This is a genomic window from Roseobacter sp. MH60115 (assembly GCF_015644665.1).
Lineage (GTDB): Bacteria > Pseudomonadota > Alphaproteobacteria > Rhodobacterales > Rhodobacteraceae > Roseobacter.
Window position 1 is genome coordinate 270073 of record NZ_JADOBQ010000004.1, and the last position, 18755, is coordinate 288827.

Consider the following 18755-nt stretch of genomic DNA (forward strand, 5'->3'; position numbering starts at 1 on the left):
GCGCCGCTGGGGTAGATTCGAAAAGGTGGATGTTGTGGCAAAAGCAAAAAAACCAAAAGACGACACCGCGCCGGAGCAAGCCGCAAGTGAAACGCGCAACGATATTTCTGAAAATGTGACAGCAGGACCCAAGACAGAGGATATCTCCGAGACGAAGGTAGAACCATCTACGGAGGTCGAGACCTTGGCCCCGCACGATGTGATCACGGACACTGACACACCCAAAGAGGGTTCGTCCACCGCAGCGACGGCGGATGAGACCGCGCCTGAGGAGCCTGCAAAGGATGATGCGGTCAAGGCGCCGTGGTCCGTTTCCGAACCGGACGCCGCCGAAAAAACGAATGATGAACAGACCGAGGATGCGTCGGAGACCCGGGATGTAAAAGATCAGGCTGTGCTGCAGCACCCGTTGCCGGTGCCTGCGCCGGCCCCGCGCCGCAGCAGTTTCTGGCCCGCGGTGTTTGGCGGTGTTATCGCGGCGATGCTCGGGTTCATTGCGGGGCGTGGCGACATGCTGGATGCGTATTTCCCCCGTGCCGATCTTCCGGAACCGGTCGATCTGACGCCGCTGACCGAAGAAACCGCCGCTTTGACAGCGCGCGTCCAAGATCTCGAAAACGCACCCCCCGCCGCCGCGCCGGATGGTGACGCCATCACAGCAGGCCTCGATGATGTCTCCAGCGCGCTTGAGGCGATGCAGTCCACCCTGCAGGCCCAAACGGCTCGGATTGACGCGCTGGAAGCCCGCCCTGAAGCCGGGACCACCGCACCGCCGGTAGACAACAGTGCCGAGATCGAAGCCTTGCAATCGTCAATCGCGGCGCTCGAAGCGCGTTTGGCGGAACAGGATGCCCAGGCCAGCGCGGAAGCGGCGCGATTGTTGGCACGGGCCGCGTTGACGCAGGTTGTGACGGCCGTGGAAAATGGGGAGGCGTTTGAGCCTGCCCTGGGCGCGCTCGAAGAAGTGGCGCCCGTGGAGGTGCCGGATGCCCTGCGCAGCGCTGCGGCGGAAGGGGTGCCCAGCATGACGACATTGCGAGAGAATTTCCCGGATGCCGCACGGGCCGCATTGGCCGCCGCGCGGGCGGACGTTCCGGAATCGGAGGTGGCGGGCATTGGTGGATTTTTGCGGCGGCAACTGAGCGCCCGTTCCGTCACCCCGCGCGAGGGGTCAGACCCGGACGCCGTGCTGTCGCGGGCCGAGGCAGCGGTCAGGTCCGGTGATCTGGAGACTGCGCTGACCGAATTGGCCGCGCTGCCGGAGACTTCGAAATCTGCGATGCAGACTTGGCTGGACGGGGCAAATGCCCGCAAAGAGGCACGCGACGCTGCTCAGGCTCTGTCTGACAGCCTGACGGTAAATTAAGGAAGACGAATTCATGCTCTGGTCCCTCATCAAGATTATCCTTTTTGTCGGTGTTGTCGCGTTGCTGGCGCTTGGGGCCGGATACCTTTTGGAAAGCGAAGGCGGTGTTCAGGTCACCGTCATGGGCAGCGAATACACCTTTGGCCCACTGCAGTCGGTGATTGCCATCGCGGTGCTGGTGGTGGCGCTCTGGGTGTTGCTCAAACTGGTGTCCCTGCTGGTGGCAACATGGCGTTTCCTGAACGGAGACGAGACGGCCCTGTCGCGATATTTTGACCGCAACCGCGAGCGCAAAGGGTTCGACGCGCTGTCCGAAGGCATGATGGCGCTGGCCAGTGGCGAGGGGCGGCTGGCCATGACCAAGGCGGCCAAGGCCGAGAAATATCTTGGCAAACCGGAGCTGACGAACCTCCTGACGGCGCAAGCGGCTGAGATGGCAGGTGACCGACAGAAGGCGGAGGAAACCTACAAGAAGCTGGTGACCAATGACGCCACGCGGTTTGTGGGCGTGCGCGGTATTCTCAAGCAGAAACTGGCGGATGGGGATACTGAAACGGCGCTGAAACTGGCGGAAAAAGCCTTTGCAATCAAACCCAAACATGAAGAGACGCAGGATGTGTTGTTGCGGCTGCAGGCGCAGAAAGAAGACTGGTCCGGCGCACGTCAGACGCTGAGCGCGAAGCTCAAGCACGGCAATCTGCCGCGCGACGTGCACAAGCGGCGCGATGCGGTGCTGGCCTTGTCCGAGGCCAAGGATGTCCTGTCGGACGGCAGCGGTATTGAGACACAGGAAAAGGCGATCGAGGCCAACAAGCTGTCACCTGATCTGATCCCGGCGGCGGTCATGGCGGCGCACAGCTACATCGAAAAAGGCAAGCCGCGCCTTGCCACGCGGTTGCTGAAAAAGGCGTGGGACGTGGCGCCGCACCCTGATCTCGCCGCTGCCTTTGCCGCCATTGAACCCGAAGAAACGTCGGAGCAGCGCCTGAAGCGCTTTGCCGCTCTGACGCGCAGCAATCCGCAGCACCCTGAAACGCGCATGCTGCTGGCCGAACTCCACATCGCAAATGAGGATTTCCCCGAAGCCCGTCGCGCCCTTGGGGATTTGGTCGAAACCGATCCGACCGCGCGATCCGTGACCTTGATGGCGGCCATCGAGCGGGGCGAGGGTGCGGATGATGCGGTGGTGCGCGGCTGGCTGGCGCGGGCGTTGACCGTATCGCGCGGTCCGCAGTGGATTTGTGACAATTGCCAGCATATCCACGCGGAATGGGCGCCGATCTGCGAAAACTGCGAGAGTTTCGACACGCTGGCGTGGAAGACACCACCCCTTTCCGAGGTGGCGATGCCCGGGGGCGTGCAGATGTTGCCACTGATCGTGGGCGCGGTTGAAGATGACGTGAGCAAGGCACCGGATGACGATGCTGCGGATGACGTTATCGAAGACGCGGAGCTGCTGGAGCCGGATGTAACCGATGTCGACGTGGTTGAGAGCGAGCCCGCCCTGGAAGAGAAACGCGCCTGAGGTCTTGACCTTCCAGTAACTGGAGGCCTTATCTCTATCCCTGAACTGCTTCGGGGGCCTGCGCGTGCTGGACACTCAAAAGATCACACTGACCGTTGAAAACATGTCGTGCGCCTCCTGCGTGGGACGGGTGGACCGTGCCCTCGCGGAGGTGCCGGGTGTCGTTGACGTTGCCGTCAACCTCGCAACGGAAGAGGCAACCGTACATGTGCGGGGCGATGGCCCCTCTGCGGAAACCCTTGCGCTTCAGGCGACGGATGCCGGATACCCTGCCAAAGTCCTGCAGGGCCGCGACGCGGATGACCAGGCCAACCGCCAGAGCGCGCAGGCCGACGCGCTTGGGAAACGCACATGGATTGCTGCGCTTTTGACGCTGCCAGTCTTCGTGCTGGAAATGGGCGGGCACATGATCCCGGAGTTCCACCACTTCATTGCCGGCACCCTTGGCACGACGCAAAGCTGGTGGATACAGGCGCTGCTCACCACAGGGATCTTGCTGGGCCCGGGTCGGATGTTCTACGTGGCCGGTGTGTCAGCGCTGCGCAAGGGCGCACCGGATATGAACAGCCTTGTCGCTGTTGGGACATCCGCCGCCTATGGGTATTCGCTTTGCGTTCTTCTGGCACCCGAATTGCTGCCTGCCGCTGCGCAGGTTGTTTATTTCGAAGCGGCGGCGGTGATCATCACCTTCATTCTGCTGGGCCGATGGCTGGAAGCGCGCGCCAAGGGCAAGACCGGCGCGGCCATCCGGTCCTTGTTGAAACTACAACCGAAAACGGCGCAGGTGCTGCGGGGCGGGGTCGCGCAAACCGTCGCTGTCGATGAGATTGTGCCCGGCGATATCATCCTGCTGCGTCCGGGAGAGCGGGTGCCGGTCGATGCGGTGGTCACCGAAGGCGCCAGCCACATCGACGAAAGCATGATCACCGGGGAACCGATGCCGGTGGAAAAATCCCTGGGCGACCCGGTGACGGCGGGGACAATCAATGGCCCCGGCAGCCTGCGTCTCGATGCCAAGAGGGTCGGGGCCGACACCGTGCTCGCCGGGATTATCCGCATGGTGCAGGAGGCGCAGGGTGCGAAGCTGCCTATTCAGGCCCTTGTTGATCGGGTGACGCTCTGGTTCGTGCCGGCAGTGCTTGGCCTGGCTGCGCTGACGGTGGTGATCTGGCTGGTTCTTGGGCCAGAACCGGTGGTGTCACATGCGCTTGTCGCAGGTGTTGCCGTACTGATCATTGCCTGCCCCTGCGCCATGGGTCTGGCCACGCCAACGTCGATCATGGTGGCCACCGGACGTGCGGCGGAACTCGGGGTGCTGTTCCGCAAGGGCGATGCCCTGCAGGCGCTCGCGGATGTGGATCTGATTGCGTTCGACAAAACCGGGACGCTGACAAAAGGGGAGCCCGTGTTGACCGACTTCGGTGCCTTGGGTGATTTTGACCGTGCTCATGCCCTGGCGCTGGTGGCGGCAGTGGAGGCGCGGGTGGAACATCCCGTGGCAGGCGCGATCGTCGAGGCCGCGCATGTGGACGTCGTCCAGATTCCGGAAGCACGCGATGTGACAGCGCTCAGCGGGCTGGGGGCCAGAGGATCTGTGGACGGCCATCTGGTTCTGGTGGGTTCGGACCGCCTGATGCAGGAAGAGGGCATCGATCTGGGCGACGCGCTGGGGCAGGGGCACACATTGGCGGCGCAGGGAAAAACCGTGTTTTTTGCCGCCATAGACGGCAAGCCCGCCGCGCTGATTGCGGTGTCCGATCAGATCAAGCCCAACGCGGCGGACGTGGTCGCCAGACTGCGGGAACAAGGGCGCCGCGTCGTCATGATCACCGGCGATAAACAGGAAACCGCAGAGGCCGTGGCCGCCCGGATCGGGATCGACGAGGTTGTCGCTGGTGTCATGCCACAGGGCAAAACGGCCGCGTTAGAGACGTTTCGGTCAGCGGGTATCAAGGTCGCCTTTGTCGGTGACGGCATCAACGATGCGCCCGCTCTGGCCCGCGCGGACGTCGGGATCGCCATCGGCAGCGGCACGGATATCGCCATCGGTGCAGCCGATGTCGTACTGATGTCCGGTGATCTGCGCGGGGTCAGCACGGCCCTGTCGGTCTCCCAGGCCGCAATGCGTAACATCCGCCAGAACCTGTTTTGGGCCTTTGCCTACAACACCGCGCTTATTCCGGTCGCGGCTGGGGTACTTTACGCCAGTCTGGGGCTGCTCTTGTCACCACAACTGGCGGCTGGCGCCATGGCGCTGTCCAGCCTTTTCGTGCTCAGCAACGCCTTGCGTCTGCGTGGATTGAAACGGGGGATCGCATGAATATTTCCGATGTCGCCAGCAGCACCGGGCTGCCGGTCAAAACCATCCGGTACTACGAGGATATCGGCCTGATCGCGCCTGCGCGCAGCGCCAATGGGTACCGCCAGTTTTCCGACAGTGATCTGCACAAGCTGGCCTTTATTGGCCGTGCGCGATCCTTGGGGTTTGGGATAGATGCTTGCCGCGACCTGCTGCGGCTTTACAACGATCAGACGCGCGCCAGTGCGGATGTGAAAAAGCTGGCACAATCCCATCTGGGCGAGATTGATCGCAAGATCGCTGAGCTGGGCCAGATGCGCGCAACGCTGTCTCACCTCATTGATGCCTGTGCTGGAAACGACCGGCCCGATTGTCCGATCCTGGCTGATCTGGCGGCGGATCACGATCATGCTTGACCCTTGACGCCAGCGGCAGACCCGTCAGGGTGCTCGCATGAGTGAGATCTTCCAGCATCGCATCAAGGTCCTGTTCCAGCATTGCGACCCGGCGGGCATCGTCTTTTACCCGCGATACTTTGAAATGGTGAACCAGACCGTTGAGGAATGGCATGACAGCGGCCTGCAGCATTCGTTTTCGAAAATGCATATGGAATCAGGGCACGGGGTACCGACCGTCTCCATCGGGGCGGAATTCACCGCCCCCAGCAAGATGGGCGATGTGCTGACATGGTCGCTCTCGGTGCTGCGGCTGGGCCGGACATCCGCGCATCTGAGCGTCAAGGCGCGATGTGGTGACCAGTTGCGCATGACGGCGACGCCGGTGCTGGTCTATGTGCATATGGATTCCGGGCGCCCGGTGCCCTGGCCCGAAGACATCAGGTCCCGCATGTCGACCTACCTGGACGCTGGCGCGCAGCTGCCGGATTAGACGTCAACGAACCTTGTCGGCGAGCTCAGAGAGCATCTCATGCACCCTGTCGGCCCCAATGATCGCGCGGCGTACCAGCCTGTCGAACTGCTTTGCAAACCCGCGGATCTGGTCGGGGCTGCTGATCACCAGATAGGCGTCTCCGATGTAAAGCGCGACGCGCTGTTTGCCGAAAACGGTGAACGGGGCGGAAAACGTCTGCGTCCCGTCATACAGATGCAGGCGCAGCGCCGGGTAATTCTTGCGACACACCCGCGCCATATAGGCAAGTTGTGCGCGACATTGATCGGGATCGGCACCCCGCCAGAGCCCGCTGCGCGCGGATAAATCCTGCAGTGTCTGCACCGGCATGGCGATTTCGACATCCATGTCATCCAGTGAAATCTGGCCCAATACGTTCTCGACCCCGCCGCCACGGGCATCGGACACATTGGTTTCCGGTTCGGGGGCAAGGCTGACCATATCGGGCAGGGTCGATGGCACATAGCGCAGCTTGAAACCGGATGCGGCGCTGCGCCATTGATCCAGCGGTGTCGATCCGTCCGCTTGTACGGCCTTCTCAATCTGCACGCTTTCCGCGACCTCCTGGCGGCCTTCCGGCGCATTTTCGAGGCAGAGCAGCCAATCCACCGAAACCCCGCTGACCCGCGCGATCCGGCGCAGTGTTTCGGCACGCGGCAGGCGGTCGCTCTCGGGGTTGAGAAACTGGCTGAGCGCGGACCGGTCCATGCCTACATCGCGCAGAAATTGCCCCTTACCGGCGGGATGCGACGCCAGCACCTGTTCAAGGCGTTCTTTGAACTGGGCGGAGAGATCACGTTTATCCATGTTGCGAGTATCCGACAATTGCGCAGAAACACAACAAATTCGTGAAAGCGTGACGAAAGTAATGCATCCAACGCAAATTCACGCTCTTGCGAGATTTGCCAATTCCGTCACCCTATTGCGCGGATCTTACCACATCACACATCATTGAAAGAAAGGGAAAAATTGAAATCCCCTGACGTGACTACTCCTGCCATCGAATGGCCGACCGTGATCATCGGTGTGATGTGCTATGTCGGTTTCGCGATATCCACCACCTCCTACGACGGGCTCGGACCCTGGATTTCCGGCATTCTCCTCGCCCTCGCCTTGACGCTTTATTCCTCCTTCAGCCATGAAGTTCTGCACGGGCATCCCTTCCGGAATGAGGTGCTAAACACTGCCTTTGTGTTTCCGGCACTGGGACTGGCCATTCCCTATCCGCGCTTTCGCGACACACATCTGGCGCACCACCACGACCCCGCGCTCACCGATCCCTACGACGATCCGGAAAGCAATTTCATCGATCCGTCGGTCTGGGCGAAATGGGGTGTGGCGCGGCGCGTGATCTATACGTGGAACAACACGCTTCTGGGGCGCATGCTGGTTGGTCCAATTATTGCGCTACTCGTTTTCTACCGGGATGATTTTCGTGCAGTTTTGCGAGGAAACACGCAGATTAGAGACGCATATCTTTTCCACGTCGCTGGCCTGATCCCCATCGTTCTCTGGTGGATCTGGATGGCAGATATGCCGGTCTGGCCCTACCTGCTCTGCGCCTATGCCAGCCATTCCATTCTCAAGATACGGACGTTTCTGGAACACCGCGCCCACGAACGCGCCCGTTGCCGCAGCGTGATCATCGAGGACCGTGGGTTGCTGTCCTTCCTGTTTCTCAAGAACAACCTGCACGCGGTGCACCATGCCTGCCCGCGTCTGCCTTGGTACAGGTTGCAGAGCTACTACTTAGCGCGACGCTCCGCGTTTCTGGAACGCAATGGCGGCTATGCCTACCGCTCCTACGCGCAAATCGCAGGGTTGTTCCTGCTGAAAACCAAGGACCCGGTGCCGCATCTGCTCTGGCAGGACCCGGCGTTTCACCTGGAGAAGGACATCGCGGCGAAGTCCCCGACGACCGGCCTGTGACATTTTGCTTGCAGTCGCGCCGCGCTTCCCGCTTTGATACCGCCTATCCGGGATCAGAGGGACATTCGGCCATGACAGAGACAACCGCGCCAGTTTTGCTGGATCAATCGGATGGCATCGCGACGATCACCCTAAACCGCCCGAAATCCATGAATGCGCTGTCAGAGGAAGTGCTGGCGGCCCTGCAATCCGCCCTGGATCAGATCGCCTCGGATCGGTCGGTTCGGGCCGTTATCCTGCGGGGGGCGGGGGCCCATTTCTGTGCGGGGCACAACCTCAAGGAAATGACCGCGCGGCGACAGGATGCGGACGGCGGCAAAGCCTACTTCAACGCGCTGTTCCAGACTTGCTCCAAGATGATGATGTCCATCGTGAATCTGCCGCAACCGGTGATCGCTGAAGTGCAGGGCATCGCCACCGCGGCAGGCTGCCAGCTGGTTGCAACCTGCGATCTGGCTGTCGCGGCGCAGACCGCGCGTTTTGCCACGTCGGGCGTGAATATCGGACTTTTTTGCTCCACGCCCATGGTGGCCCTGTCGCGCAATGTGACACGGAAACAGGCGATGGAAATGCTGCTGCTGGGTGAATTCCAGACGGCGGAGAGGGCGGCAGAGATCGGATTGATCAACAGCGTCGTGCCCGATGCGGAGGTGTCTGACGCAACGCGCAAGATGGCTGCCACCATTGTTGGGAAAGCCCCCGCTGCTGTGAAAATCGGCAAGGAGGCGTTCTATAAACAGGCGGATATGGATCTTGCCTCTGCCTACGCGTACACGGGTGCCGCCATGGCAGAAAACATGATGGCGCGCGATACCGAACGCGGGATCGACGCGTTCATCACCAAGAAACCGATGCCGGAATGGGCGGACGACTAGACCCTAACAAAGCCTTTTGTCAGAAATCGAGGTTCTCCACGCTCAGCGCATTCTGTTGGATGAACTCGCGGCGCGGCTCCACCACATCTCCCATCAGCTTGGTGAAAAGATCATCGGCCTCGGCCATGTCGTCCACCTTGACCTGCAAGAGCGTGCGCGCGTCGGGGTCCAGCGTGGTTTCCCAGAGCTGATCCGGGTTCATTTCACCCAGACCCTTGTAGCGCTGCAGTGACAGACCCTTTTCGCCCTCCTGCAAGATTGCGTCCAGCAGGTCCATCGGCCCGAGGATCATCTGGGTTCTGTCCTTGCGGACCAGCGTGGCGGGCAAGTTGTAGACATCCTGCAGGCTCCGGGTAAAGCTGCCGGTCCGCTTGGCCTCGCCACCGCGCAGGATGCGCCCGTCAAGCGTGCGCACCTCTTCCACGCCGCGCAGAATCCGCGCCAGCCGGATGCCGTGATCCTGTGTGATCCGCCCCTGCCAGCCGCGCTCGTATTCGGGCGCAATCAGGTTCAGACGGGCGGCGACCTTATCCGCCGTGCCCTGCAAATCCGCGTCCACGACGCCAGGCGCAAAGGCACCGGCAATCGCCGCCTGTTCCAGAATATGGCGCGGGTAATGTGTCGGGAAAGCCTCCAGCACGCGGCGCATCTGGCGGGCGAGATCGACGACGCGCATGAGGTCCTGTCCGGTGATCTCCTCGCCGTTGCCCTGCTTGAGCATCGCCCCTTCGATGCCCTGATGGATCAGATAATCCTCCATCGCCGCCTGGTCTTTCAAGTAGACCTCGGATTTGCCGCGCGAGACCTTGTAGAGCGGCGGTTGCGCGATATAGAGATGCCCGTTCTCAATGAGCTCCGGCATTTGCCGGTAGAAGAAGGTGAGCAGCAGCGTCCGGATGTGCGCGCCGTCCACGTCCGCGTCGGTCATGATGACGATCTTGTGGTAGCGCAGTTTTTCGATGTTGAACTCATCGCGGCCAATGCCGGTGCCCAGGGCCATCACCAGATTGCCAATCTCCTGGCTGGACAGCATGCGATCAAACCGCGCCCGCTCCACATTCAGGATTTTCCCTTTCAGCGGCAGGATGGCCTGCGTCTGCCGGTCACGGCCTGTCTGGGCCGATCCCCCGGCAGAGTCCCCCTCTACAAGGAAAACCTCGGTCTTCGACGGGTCTTTCTCGGAACAGTCCTTCAGCTTCCCAGCAAGGAAATTCACATCCATCGCCGTCTTGCGCCGGGTCAGCTCGCGGGCCTTGCGCGCGGCTTCCCGCGCCTGCGCGGCCTCGATGATCTTGCCCACGACGATGCGTGCCTCGTTGGGGTTTTCCTCAAACCATTCGGCCAGCTTTTCGTTCACCAAACCCTCAACCGCCGGCCGCACCTCGGAACTGACCAGTTTGTCCTTGGTCTGCGAGCTGAATTTCGGGTCCGGCACCTTGACCGACAGTACGCAGGTCAGACCCTCGCGCGCGTCATCGCCGGTGAAGGACACCTTTTCCTTCTTCGCAATCCCGCTCGATTGCGCGTAATTATTGATCGTCCGTGTCAGCGCGCCACGAAAGCCCGCCATATGCGTGCCGCCATCCCGTTGCGGGATGTTGTTGGTGAAGGGCAGCACATTCTCGTGGTAGCTGTCATTCCACCACATGGCGATTTCCACGCCAATCTCGTCGCGCTCGCCCTGAATGAAGATCGGCTCCGGCATCACGGAGGATTTCGAGCGATCGAGGTATTTCACGAATTCCTTCACGCCACCTTCGTAGAATAGCTCCGACCGCAGGTTTTCGGCGGGCCGTTCGTCCACCAGAATGATCCGCACGCCGGAGTTCAGAAAGGCCAGTTCCCGCAGACGCTTCTCCAGCACGTCAAAGGAGTATTCGAGGTTGGAAAAGGTGTCCGTCGACGCCATGAACCGCACCTCGGTGCCGGTCCGCTCCGTCGGACCCACGACTTCGAGATGCTTGGTGGTAAAGCCGCCTTCGAACCGCGCGACATGCTCCTTGCCCTCGCGCCAGATGCGCAGCTCAAGCCAGTCAGAGAGCGCGTTCACCACCGACACACCCACCCCGTGCAGACCGCCCGACACCTTGTAGGAATTGCTGTCGAACTTCCCGCCCGCGTGCAGCTGGGTCATGATCACTTCGGCGGCTGAGACGCCTTCTTCCTCGTGAATGCCCACCGGAATCCCGCGCCCGTTGTCGCTGACGGAGACCGAGGAATCCTCGTGAATGGTAACGGTAACGGCATCCGCGTGACCGGCCAGCGCCTCGTCGATGCCGTTGTCGACAACCTCATAGACCATATGGTGCAGACCAGAGCCATCGTCCGTGTCCCCGATGTACATGCCGGGGCGCTTGCGAACAGCTTCTAAGCCTTTGAGAACCTTGATGGAATTGGCGCCATATTCTTCTGGCGATTGCTCGTTGTCGGACATGCCGCTACACCTTCGTATTTTTGGTATTTTATAAGGTTTCTAAAGGGGAATGTCACGTCACGGGCACAATATTTTGTGTCAGATGACCGGCAGAACCACACCGACCAAGATCAGCAAAAATCCGGAGATTACATTGATGCGCGCCAGGGTTCGAGGTGCCGTGATCAGGGCCCGCACGTGGCTCACACAGCCCGCCAGCAAGAGGTTTCCGATGAGCGGGATTGCAACCGATGCCACAATGATCGCGCTCACGTCTCCCGCCGTTACGCTGCGCAGGTCAAAGAACCCCGGCAGCACGCCCATGTAGAAGAGCACTGCCTTGGGATTGCCGAGAATCGCAACGAGACCCGCGAGAAATCCGGGCCAAAGGCCGGGCCGTGTCAGGCGGCTGTCCGTGCTGATCTTCTGATCCGCGTGTCGGATCAGCAAGAGCCCCATGCCGACGAATACGCCGCAGGCCACCCACCGCAGCACCGCCATGAACACATCAAAAACCGATAGCACCCAGGAGATGCCCAGCACCGCAACCAGCGGCCACAGAATGTCTCCCACCGCGACACCCACGGCAAGCGGCCAGGCGGCACGAAACCCGCCGGACAGCGCCCGGGCCATCAGTGCCAGCCATACCGGGCCGGGCGTCAGAAACAGGATCACCAGCGCGCCCGCGTATAAAATCAGATCAGACCACGCGATGCTCATGACCGGGGCAGAAGTTCAGAAAGCCCATCGCTATCGCGCACTTCGACGTATTGCGCGCGATCTCCCAGAGCCTCGAAAAGCGCAGGCTCCGTGCCTGTCATCCAGGCCTGCGCGCCGAGGACGGTGATTTCATCGTAGAGCGCGGCGCGCCGGTCCGGGTCGAGATGAGCAGCAACCTCGTCGAGCAACAGCAGCGGCGGTGCGTCGAAACCCTGCGCCAGCGCCCGCGCATTGGCAAGGATCAGCGAGACCAGAAGCGCCTTCTGCTCCCCGGTTGAACAGTCTTTCGCCGGCACATCCTTGGCCTGATACACCCCATAGAGATCAGCGCGATGCGGGCCAATCAGACTGCGCCCCGCGGCCATGTCACGCGCGCGACTGTCGGCCAATGCCGCGCGCAAATCCTCCTCGGTGTCCGGCAGTTCCCCCTCCGCATGGGTAAGCGTCAACGCCGCTGCTGGGAAAGCAGTTGTCGCATCTGTCTGCGCCTTGGCCAACTGCGCCAAAGCCGCACAACGATTAGCGTGGATCAAGACGCCAGATTGCGCCATCTGCGCCTCAAGCGCCCCGTACCACGCAGGGTCCCGCACCATGTCCTTCAAAAGCCGGTTCCGCTCACGCATCGCGCGCTCATAGGTCAACGTGGCTTGGGCATGCCCGGGCTCAAAGCTCAACGTCATCCGGTCCAGAAACCGCCGACGCCCTTCGGCCCCTTCAATCCACAGCCGGTCCATCGCCGGAATCAGCCACAGCACCCGCGCAATCCGCCCCAACGCCACCTGCGCGGCCGCTTTGTCATCGATCTTGACCTGCCGGGCTGCACCGCCTTCGGACCAGATCTCGATTTCATGTAATTGGTGCACCGACTGCAAAACACCAGACAGCTTCCACCCCAAAGCCTCCGGCCGCCGCGTCATATCCTCAGCACTGGACCGGCGCAGCCCGCGGCCCGGAGAAAACAGCGAGACCGCCTCCAACACATTGGTCTTGCCCGCGCCATTCGCGCCATACAAGGCCACAGGCCGCCCATCCAGCGCCAGCCGCCCCACTTTATGCGATCGGAAATGCGACAGGGTCAGCGATGTCAGATACAGCGCCATCGCCCGGCTTTCATTGTTCCAAAAATATGCTCGCCGAAGGCAAAAATCTAAACACGCATCGGCATCACGACATAAACAGCGGATTGGTCATTGCCTTCCCGCATCAAGGTCGGATCGCCGGAGGAGTTGAACAGAAACACCGCGTTCTCGCGATCTACCTGGCTGGCAATCTCCAGCAAATACTTGGCGTTAAAGCCAATTTCCAGACGTTCGTCACCGTAGGCCACAGCCAGTTCTTCCTCGGCGGCCCCGGAATCCGGCGCATTGACCGACAGCACCAGCCGGTCTTCGTCCAACTGCAGCTTCACCGCGCGGGACCGTTCGGAGCTCACTGTCGCCACCCGGTCCACGGCCTGCGCGAAGTCGGAGGCATCCACCTCCAGCTTGCGTGTGTTGCCCTGCGGGATAACACGGGTGTAGTCCGGGAAGGTACCGTCGATGACCTTTGAGGTCAGGGTGATATCGGGCGTGGCAAAGCGCACCTTGGTTTCCGACACCGATACCGCGATTTTCATCTCGTCATCGTCCAGAAGCTTGCGCAATTCGCCGACGGTCTTGCGAGGGACGATCACCCCGGGCATGTCTGCGGCACCTTCTGGCAGATCGGCGTCGATCCGGGCCAGCCGGTGACCATCGGTCGCCACGCAGCGCAGCACTTGCCCGCCTTCGGCGTCCGAGATGTGCATGTAGACGCCGTTCAGATAATAGCGGGTCTCCTCGGTCGAGATCGCGAATTTGGACTTATCAAAAAGCCGCCGCAACACCGGCGCCGCAGCCGAGAAATTCGAGGCATATTCAGACGATGCCATCACCGGGAAGTCTTCCTTTGGCAGCGTCGCCAGCGAGAAGTTGGAGCGTCCCGCCTCGACCGTGAGACGCCCGGTTGCCCCATCTGCGGTCAGTGTGACCAGTGCGCCATCCGGCAGTTTGCGTACGATTTCATGCAAGGTGGTTGCGGAAACAGTGGTGGCACCAGCGCGTTCGACCTGAGCCGGGGCCTTGTCGACAACCTCAATGTCGAGATCGGTGGCGCGAAAGCTCACGTCGCTGCCTTCGGCTTCGATCAACACATTGGCAAGGATGGGGATCGTGTTGCGCCGCTCCACAACGGACTGTGCCTGAGACACCGCCTTGAGCAGGGCCGCGCGTTCGATGCTGATCTTCATGATGCCTTATCCTTCCCACCAGTCGGGACAGGCAAATTACCCTGTTCCACCGACTTCACAAGACTTTTATTGGTTTGTCTGTTGGAAAGGGCAGGGCGTCAAGACCCGCAGTCCTTTTGCAAGGCTGCGGGCCGGATGTGTGACTATTCTTCCAGCGCGCGGCGCAGCAATTCGAGGTCTTCGGCAATCTGGCCGTCCTGCGATTTCAGCTCCTCGATCCGCTTGACCCCGTGCATGACGGTGGTGTGATCACGACCGCCAAAACGGCGCCCGATCTCCGGCAGCGACCGGCTTGTCATCTTCTTGCACAGATACATCGCGACCTGCCGCGGCCGCGCGTAAGAGCGCAGGCGCTTGGGCCCGATCATGTCGCTGAGGCGGATGTTGTAGTGATCCGAAACCTTGCGCTGAATTTCCTCGACGGTGATCTTGCGTTCCGAGGCGCGTAGCACATCCGACAGGCAATCCTGCGTCAGTTCCATGTTGATCTCGCGCCCCACCAGCGAGGCAAAGGCAAAGAGCCGGGTCAACGCGCCTTCAAGCACCCGCACGTTGGTCGAAATCCGATGTGCGAGGAACTCAAGCACACCCGCTTCAACCTCCAGCCCAGGGTAGTTCACACGCTGCTGCTCCACCTTGCTCTGCAGGATGCCGAGGCGCAGCTCGTAATCCGTGGGGTGCAGATCGACGACCAGACCGCATTGCAGGCGCGACTTCACACGATCTTCGAGGTCCTTGATCTCACCAGGTGCGCGGTCAGCCGAGATGATGATCTGTTTGTTCTGGTCGACCAGGGCATTGAAGGTGTGAAAGAACTCTTCCTGCGTGGAATCCTTGCCGGCGATGAATTGCACGTCATCCACCATCAGCACGTCCACAGACCGGAAGATCTCCTTGAAGTCCATCATCTTGCGGTCCCGCAGGGCCTGCACAAACCGGTACATGAATTGTTCAGCCGACAGGTAGAGCACGTTCATTTCCGGGCGGCGCTGATGCAGCTCATGCGCAATGGCGTGCATCAGGTGGGTCTTACCCAGGCCAACCCCGCCATAGAGGAAGAGCGGATTGAATGTCACCGGCCCGCCCTCGGCCACACGGCGCGCGGCGGCATGGGCCAATTCATTCGGTTTGCCGACCACGAAGGTGTCAAAGGTGAACCGTTTGTCCAGCGGCGCGGTGGTCAGCGTGCCGGAGTTTGCGGGTTTCGCGGCACGCGGCGCGGGTGCTACGGCGGGCTGATCGTTCATTGCTGTCTCCTGTGCGCCCACCGGTGCGGGCACGGCAAAGCACAGGCGGCGCACAGTAGGATCTTCTGTCTTCAGCTCATGTAGGATCAGATCCGCAAAGTTTTGGTTAACGTAGTTTCCCAGAAAGTTGGTTGGCACATCAAATGTTGCAATTCCATCCTGTGCGGCGCGAAACTCAATCGGCTCAATCCAGTTCGTATAGTTGTTTTGCCCTACGGTTTTCAGCAGTCGCTGCCTCAACTGCCCCCACTTCTCATTAGTCATGTTTGACCTGTTTTCCCTTTAGCGTTCCAATTCCGGCGCCGCATCCATTTTTTGGTATGCCGCACCGCCTTTACCTTCTTTGCCACCGGACACAGCTCTCCTGTCCCGCTCCCACACGGAAACAGGTGAACGCCCGATGGACATATACAGATTAGGTAAAGCCTGATTGGAATGCGGCTCCGATTGCTCGGAAACACTGATCCATCAGACGACACCGTCCGCTCTTTTTTTGACAGGGCAAAACGCTGTTGAGCAGCTTTTGCAGACTGAAGGTGTTACGGTTACCCGCGACACCCAGTCCCTGACGTCATGGTCTTCGCTGCAGTGCGAAGTGATCGATCAGAGCCTGTCCCCCCATGGCGAAATGAATCGCTGTATACTGGTAGCAAGTTCGTGAGCGGCACGGCAACTGAACTTCAATCTTGACTCTGAATTTTCAAAAAAGAATCTCCAGCCACGCGGAAAGAGTCTCATAAATGCAAAAAAGCGCCGAAGACTCGGCGCTTTTCATCGCTATTTTTGGGGAACGTTAACCCAGTGCTTTGACGCGTGCAGACAGGCGGGAGACTTTCCGCGCTGCAGTATTTTTGTGGAAGACGCCTTTTGTCACGCCCCGCATCAATTCGGGTTGTGCTGCTTTCAGAGCGCTTGCCGCGGCGTCCTTGTCACCGGAGGCAATCGCCTCTTCGACTTTGCGCAGATAGGTACGGATGCGCGAACGACGCGCTTTGTTGATCTGGAAGCGTGCCTCGTTCTGACGGGCGCGTTTCTTGGACTGTGGCGAGTTGGCCATGTGTGCTTCACCTTTTCTCGGGGCGTTATGTGTCTCGATTGCACGATGCCCCCCGTTTCGGTTGATGCTCAACCAAAGGTGATTCTAGCCAAAGCGGGCTGCACGCGCATGTATCGGGCGCTCTATAAAGAAGCTGGCGGGATTTGCAAACCGCAAATTCAGCCCGAGGCGGGGGCCTTCTTGGGCAGGACAAGCCGGAATTCGGTTTCGATATCGTCCGAGCTCACGCTCAACGTCCCACCGTGTCCCAAAGCGATCTGTTTGGCGATGAACAAGCCCAGACCCAGACCGTTCTGGGATTGCTGCACCTCGGCGCGGGTGAAGGGTTCGAACAGCTTTTCCTGCGCGGCTTGTGGGATCGGTTTCCCGAAATTCGCGACGGTCAGAACAAGATTTTCGCCTTCGTCGAACGCGCGGACACGAACGGGTTCATCCTGCTCACCGTGAAAAACAGCATTTGAGACAAGGTTCGACAGCAACTGGCCGATCCGGTCTTCATCACATTGCACGTTGTCGAAAAAGTGAAAGTCTTCGATGATAGTCGTATCAGGATTGGACAGCCGAATTTCCTGAACCACCTGTTCCAGAACTGGTATCAGTTCAACAGTCTGCTTCGGATCAATCCCGATATCCCCGCCAAGACGCGCCCGCGCAAAATCCATGACGTCGGAGATGAGCTCCGTCATCCGGCCCAGCGATAGTTCCGCCGTCGTCAGCAGCCTGCGTGACTTTTCCGTCTGTTCCTGCCGCAACGCGGTCCAGATTGCGGAACTGACCGCTGCAATCGGGGTGCGCAGGTCGTGGCTCAGCACCGCGATGAACTGCTCGCGCAGCTGCGCTTCGTCCTCTCTGGTCTGGAGCGACTTTTCGTTGTCCTTGGCGTCTGTGATGTCGCGGGCGCTGCAAAAGAACAGGTTCTCCTCGGGCACCGCGTTCCAGGATAGCCACCGATAGCTGCCGTCCTTGTGTCGATACCTGTTTTCGAAATTCAGGATGGGTTCACCGTTCTGAATATCGACAAAGGCCTGTTCGGTTTTCGGCATGTCATCGGGGTGAATGAAGTCGAAAAACTGCCGGTTTTCAATGTCTTCGGGAAGTCGGCCGAGTGTCGTGAGCCAGGCTGGATTCGTATCCGTGAACACACCGGATTTGTCGAGAATGCCCAACAGGTCCGGGGTGACCCGCCATGTCAGACTGTATCTGTCTATCTGTCCAACCAACTGCGGCTCGCATTTGTTCAATCTAAGGACGAATTCTTACGAATGCCCCTATCAAAAATCAACATTGACCTTTGGCAGAAGAGCGTAATGGCCGGGGGTGTCTTTCGAAGGATCCCGCGGTGCCCACGCAACCGCGTGGCGCCTACTTGTCGCGAAATTGAGCTTCGCGTTTTTCCAGAAAGGCGGACATGCCTTCGGATTGGTCTTCGGTGGCAAAGAGCGAATGGAACATCCGCCGTTCAAAAAGCAGGCCCTCGCGCAGCGGCACTTCATAGGCCCGGTTGACGGCTTCTTTGACAACCATCACGGAGACCATCGATTTTTCGGCGATCTTCTGAGCAGCACTATGTGCTTCTTCCAGCAGTTTCTTGCACGCCACCACGCGGGAGGCGAGACCGGACCGCTCCGCCTCTTCCGCGTCCATGAAGCGACCGGTCAGGTTCATGTCCATCGCCTTGGATTTGCCGACAATGCGGGTCAGCCGTTGCGTCCCGCCGATGCCCGCAACCACGCCCAGATTGATCTCCGGCTGGCCAAACTTGGCGGTATCCGAGCAGATGATGAAATCACACATCATCGCCAGTTCGCAGCCGCCGCCCAGAGCGTATCCTGACACGGCGGCGATAATGGGCTTGCGCACCCGCATGATCTGGTCGGTCTCGGGCGTGAACAGATCCCCGGAAAATGCTTCGACAAAGCTCTTGTCCTTCATCATCGCGATGTCCGCACCCGCGGCAAAGGCTTTCTCAGACCCGGTGATGATGATGCAGCGGACCTTCTCATTGGCCTGCGCCTCTGCCAGCGCGTCGGCCAGTTCCTTCATCAACTCGTCATTCAGCGCATTCAATGCATCGGGCCGGTTCAGCGTGATCTGTGAGACATGGTTCTCTACGTCAACGATGATCGTTTCATAGGCCATTGAAAGGAGC

16 protein-coding genes are annotated in these 18755 nt (G+C 60.3%); 7 read left to right on the plus strand and 9 right to left on the minus strand.

The features are described from left to right. Positions 1-34 precede the first annotated feature (34 nt). The 5 genes from ISX84_RS14370 (at position 35) to ISX84_RS14390 (ending at position 6078) form a co-directional block, all read left to right on the plus strand. Entirely contained in the window at positions 35-1366 is a 1332-nt protein-coding gene (locus ISX84_RS14370; RefSeq protein WP_195821068.1) for a COG4223 family protein, read from the plus strand. Positions 1367-1379: 13 nt separating this feature from the next. Continuing rightward, positions 1380-2891: a heme biosynthesis protein HemY gene (locus ISX84_RS14375; protein ID WP_195821069.1), complete on the plus strand. Its 1512-nt coding sequence runs from the start codon at positions 1380-1382 to the stop codon at positions 2889-2891. Positions 2892-2955: 64 nt separating this feature from the next. Continuing rightward, positions 2956-5211 carry a heavy metal translocating P-type ATPase gene (locus tag ISX84_RS14380; protein ID WP_195821070.1) on the plus strand — a complete coding sequence of 752 codons (2256 nt, stop codon included), beginning with the start codon at positions 2956-2958 and terminating at the stop codon, positions 5209-5211. Beyond that, a complete protein-coding gene (gene cueR / locus ISX84_RS14385; RefSeq protein ID WP_195821071.1) occupies positions 5208-5606 on the plus strand; it encodes a Cu(I)-responsive transcriptional regulator in 399 nt (132 codons plus the stop codon). Before ISX84_RS14380 ends, cueR begins: the two co-directional genes overlap by 4 nt. Positions 5607-5643: 37 nt before the next feature. After that, positions 5644-6078, plus strand: coding sequence for an acyl-CoA thioesterase (locus ISX84_RS14390; protein WP_195821072.1), 435 nt, complete (start codon positions 5644-5646; stop codon positions 6076-6078). Between the two features lie 3 nt (positions 6079-6081). Here the strand turns inward: ISX84_RS14390 and ISX84_RS14395 are convergent, their stop codons facing one another. Further along, positions 6082-6906 carry a helix-turn-helix domain-containing protein gene (locus tag ISX84_RS14395; RefSeq protein ID WP_195821073.1) on the minus strand — a complete coding sequence of 275 codons (825 nt, stop codon included), beginning with the start codon at positions 6904-6906 and terminating at the stop codon, positions 6082-6084. A gap of 177 nt (positions 6907-7083) precedes the next feature. On the opposite strand from ISX84_RS14395, the gene ISX84_RS14400 reads away from it, so the two are divergent. Both ISX84_RS14400 and ISX84_RS14405 read left to right on the plus strand, forming a co-directional pair. Further along, the gene (locus tag ISX84_RS14400) at positions 7084-8028 is read left to right on the plus strand and encodes a fatty acid desaturase (protein WP_326838741.1); all 945 of its coding nucleotides are present in this window, start codon (positions 7084-7086) and stop codon (positions 8026-8028) included. Positions 8029-8099: 71 nt separating this feature from the next. After that, on the plus strand, positions 8100-8903 hold the full coding sequence (locus ISX84_RS14405) for an enoyl-CoA hydratase (RefSeq protein ID WP_195821074.1): 804 nt from the start codon (positions 8100-8102) through the stop codon (positions 8901-8903). Between the two features lie 19 nt (positions 8904-8922). Here the strand turns inward: ISX84_RS14405 and gyrB are convergent, their stop codons facing one another. From gyrB to ISX84_RS14445, 8 genes are all read right to left on the minus strand, one after another. Continuing rightward, on the minus strand, positions 8923-11337 hold the full coding sequence (gyrB, locus tag ISX84_RS14410; protein ID WP_195821075.1) for a DNA topoisomerase (ATP-hydrolyzing) subunit B: 2415 nt from the start codon (positions 11335-11337) through the stop codon (positions 8923-8925). Between the two features lie 78 nt (positions 11338-11415). Further along, a complete protein-coding gene (locus ISX84_RS14415) occupies positions 11416-12036 on the minus strand; it encodes a LysE family translocator (RefSeq protein WP_195821076.1) in 621 nt (206 codons plus the stop codon). Then, positions 12033-13136, minus strand: coding sequence for a DNA replication/repair protein RecF (gene recF / locus ISX84_RS14420; RefSeq protein WP_195821077.1), 1104 nt, complete (start codon positions 13134-13136; stop codon positions 12033-12035). Before recF ends, ISX84_RS14415 begins: the two co-directional genes overlap by 4 nt. Before the next feature lie 47 nt (positions 13137-13183). Continuing rightward, positions 13184-14302, minus strand: a complete 1119-nt coding sequence (gene dnaN, locus ISX84_RS14425; RefSeq protein WP_195821078.1) for a DNA polymerase III subunit beta — start codon at positions 14300-14302, stop codon at positions 13184-13186. 143 nt (positions 14303-14445) lie between these two features. After that, positions 14446-15813 carry a chromosomal replication initiator protein DnaA gene (gene dnaA, locus ISX84_RS14430; protein WP_195821079.1) on the minus strand — a complete coding sequence of 456 codons (1368 nt, stop codon included), beginning with the start codon at positions 15811-15813 and terminating at the stop codon, positions 14446-14448. 529 nt (positions 15814-16342) lie between these two features. Beyond that, positions 16343-16606: a 30S ribosomal protein S20 gene (gene rpsT / locus ISX84_RS14435; RefSeq protein WP_195821080.1), complete on the minus strand. Its 264-nt coding sequence runs from the start codon at positions 16604-16606 to the stop codon at positions 16343-16345. Between the two features lie 158 nt (positions 16607-16764). Beyond that, a complete protein-coding gene (locus tag ISX84_RS14440) occupies positions 16765-17826 on the minus strand; it encodes a PAS domain-containing sensor histidine kinase (RefSeq protein ID WP_229884323.1) in 1062 nt (353 codons plus the stop codon). A gap of 142 nt (positions 17827-17968) precedes the next feature. After that, positions 17969-18745 carry an enoyl-CoA hydratase gene (locus ISX84_RS14445; RefSeq protein ID WP_195821081.1) on the minus strand — a complete coding sequence of 259 codons (777 nt, stop codon included), beginning with the start codon at positions 18743-18745 and terminating at the stop codon, positions 17969-17971. Between the last annotated feature and the right edge of the window lie 10 nt (positions 18746-18755).

What these genes read in the sequence shown, in the direction of transcription:
- ISX84_RS14405 (WP_195821074.1), top strand. Translation starts at nt 8,100, where the DNA reads ATGACAGAGACAACCGCGCCAGTTTTGCTGGATCAATCGGATGGCATC.
- rpsT (WP_195821080.1), bottom strand. Translation starts at nt 16,606, where the DNA reads ATGGCCAACTCGCCACAGTCCAAGAAACGCGCCCGTCAGAACGAGGCA.
- ISX84_RS14375 (WP_195821069.1), top strand. Translation starts at nt 1,380, where the DNA reads ATGCTCTGGTCCCTCATCAAGATTATCCTTTTTGTCGGTGTTGTCGCG.
- gyrB (WP_195821075.1), bottom strand. Translation starts at nt 11,337, where the DNA reads ATGTCCGACAACGAGCAATCGCCAGAAGAATATGGCGCCAATTCCATC.
- ISX84_RS14415 (WP_195821076.1), bottom strand. Translation starts at nt 12,036, where the DNA reads ATGAGCATCGCGTGGTCTGATCTGATTTTATACGCGGGCGCGCTGGTG.
- dnaA (WP_195821079.1), bottom strand. Translation starts at nt 15,813, where the DNA reads ATGACTAATGAGAAGTGGGGGCAGTTGAGGCAGCGACTGCTGAAAACC.
- cueR (WP_195821071.1), top strand. Translation starts at nt 5,208, where the DNA reads ATGAATATTTCCGATGTCGCCAGCAGCACCGGGCTGCCGGTCAAAACC.
- dnaN (WP_195821078.1), bottom strand. Translation starts at nt 14,302, where the DNA reads ATGAAGATCAGCATCGAACGCGCGGCCCTGCTCAAGGCGGTGTCTCAG.
- recF (WP_195821077.1), bottom strand. Translation starts at nt 13,136, where the DNA reads ATGGCGCTGTATCTGACATCGCTGACCCTGTCGCATTTCCGATCGCAT.
- ISX84_RS14390 (WP_195821072.1), top strand. Translation starts at nt 5,644, where the DNA reads ATGAGTGAGATCTTCCAGCATCGCATCAAGGTCCTGTTCCAGCATTGC.
- ISX84_RS14445 (WP_195821081.1), bottom strand. Translation starts at nt 18,745, where the DNA reads ATGGCCTATGAAACGATCATCGTTGACGTAGAGAACCATGTCTCACAG.
- ISX84_RS14395 (WP_195821073.1), bottom strand. Translation starts at nt 6,906, where the DNA reads ATGGATAAACGTGATCTCTCCGCCCAGTTCAAAGAACGCCTTGAACAG.